This is a genomic window from Lentiprolixibacter sp., from assembly GCF_982873095.1.
Map to the genome: position 1 here is coordinate 1 of NZ_CEYNTP010000360.1, position 2,002 is coordinate 2,002.

Here is a 2,002-nt window from a genome sequence, read left to right on the forward strand (position 1 = left end):
CATTTCGTTTGTGGTACATTTTTTTCCGCTTCTCTGTAGTCTGGTCTTCGACCTTCAGTTTTGCCCTTAATTCAATCTGGAAGTGAGGGGGTGAAGCAGGAGAAGACCAGAAGTTCCAGGATGCTATCCAATTGTGACAATCCTGGCCATACTTGGATAAGAATTGATTTTCAGAAATCCCCTGGGTTAAATTTTGTATGGTTTTTAGGTCTGCTTCAATGGGAATAATGTTGCCGCTTTCGGATCTCAGGACCACCAGGTTCTGGTCTGCATTGATTTGTACAATGGAATGAGGTTTCCACCTGTGTATGCTAACCAAACTAACCCCTAGTTCCTGAAGCACCTCCCTCCGGGCCTGGTTCGATGTTGTATCTGACCCCACAATGCTTCGAAATAGAAAGTCAAGTAATTTTATCATAGGTAGTGCAAGGCGCCTGATCATATCTACCCATCATTTAATGGTTAGAGGTCATGCTGTCCTTTTATCTTTAAACGTAGAGAATTCCATGGGTTAACGCACACTAATGTAGGTAAATTTAAAGGAGCCCCTGCGGCCTAAGCCATCTATTTGGTTCACCTGCGAAATAGGCGGCCGCCGTAATACAATAAGGCCAGCGAGATGCCAAAACAGGGAAAGAGCAGGCTGACAAAGCCCAGGACAAAGCCGTGCAGGATCATAATGAGGGTGAAGTACAAAAAGAAGCCCGATCCGAACTTGAGAATACGTTCCAGTCCGGACATGCCCCGCGTCTGGCTAACGATAAACACAGGAATAAAGAAACTCAGCAATAAGGCCCCGAACTTGCTGTTAAGATTGGCATCCGAATCCAGTGTGAGGTAGCCGAATACCCCCATCAGGACGAAATTCAGGATCAACAGGAAAAAACCCTCTGCGATCAGGGCACCCCATTTCCGGGCATGAACATCATTTTCATTACCCACCAGCTGCGCAATATCGAGGCCCAGGGGTATAGCGATCAGGGCCAGGGTTTTCCTCCTGGGGGTGTTTTGTCCGTTTTCAATGCGCTGTATGGTGCGCAGGTTGATGCGGGAGCGCTCCGCCAGTTCTTCCTGGGTAATCCCTTTTTGCTTACGGGCTGCTTTGATGGTAGTACCAAGGTTTTCCATAGACATGTTTTGTGTTAAAAATAAGGCATTGAATGTTTACCTCATGCGACATTCCCCATACATTTGGACGGCATTTGGGTTGTGCCGGGGTAAATAATCAAGGTAGTGCCTTAAGAAATACGGCTTTTGATAAATTTAAACTGTCCGTTGTGGTTGGATTCGTGTTCGCACACATGGAACCATTTGCAGTAGTTGTTGGTGGGGCCCCAGTACCATTCTTCGTCAACGGACATCAGCCAGGCATCGTCCCTTTTGGCAAATTCCTTTAGGGTATGTTCCCGCACCGTCTCAAGCTTTTCCAGGTAGAAGTCCAGGGGATTTCCTTTTATAGTTCTGCGTGCTCCTTCCCCAAGCCGGGAAGCCACGGCCCATTTTTCTCTGTCTGCGAGGTCCCAGTCGCCCCATTTGCGGCCCTCGAAAGTGTGGATCTGGTAAAAGCGCTCGGTAGCTGCTAAATGCAATAGCATAGCGCCTATAGAATTCGCCTTATCATCCACCAGGTAATCCAGGTCAGCAACGCTCATCCCTTTAACCGGGCCGAGGATCACCATCCGCATCCAGTTCATCATGGACACCAGGGTGCCAATCTGAGGGCTAAAGCCTGCCTTGGGGCCAATGATGTTGATATCGTCCTGTGCGGTGGTATGGGCATATCCATTCAGGGGAACAGTGAGCAGGGCACCTGAGCCCAACGCTAGCATCGAGGACTTTTTGATAAAATTGCGGCGGTCTACGGATTGGTGTTCTTTTTTCATTGGATGTGTTTTAATTATAGGTTGTTTATTAAGGACTGTTCGATACTAGGGATTGTTATAGCAAGTTTTTATTTTGATTTTTAATACGCTTAAGAAATCCATTCTTTTATTTCTTTATC

Annotated in this window: 3 protein-coding genes; all 3 read right to left on the reverse strand. The window is 47.0% G+C overall.

All coding sequences use genetic code 11. The features are described from left to right. Window positions 1-442, reverse strand: a 442-nt coding sequence (locus tag AC4E7D_RS14425; protein ID WP_490174473.1) for a hypothetical protein, incomplete at its 3' end; no start/stop codon positions are given. 131 nt (window positions 443-573) lie between these two features. Further along, window positions 574-1,128: a helix-turn-helix domain-containing protein gene (locus AC4E7D_RS14430; RefSeq protein WP_490174474.1), complete on the reverse strand. Its 555-nt coding sequence runs from the start codon at window positions 1,126-1,128 to the stop codon at window positions 574-576. 110 nt (window positions 1,129-1,238) lie between these two features. Further along, window positions 1,239-1,883 carry a DinB family protein gene (locus tag AC4E7D_RS14435; protein ID WP_490174475.1) on the reverse strand — a complete coding sequence of 215 codons (645 nt, stop codon included), beginning with the start codon at window positions 1,881-1,883 and terminating at the stop codon, window positions 1,239-1,241. Window positions 1,884-2,002: the final 119 nt, after the last annotated feature.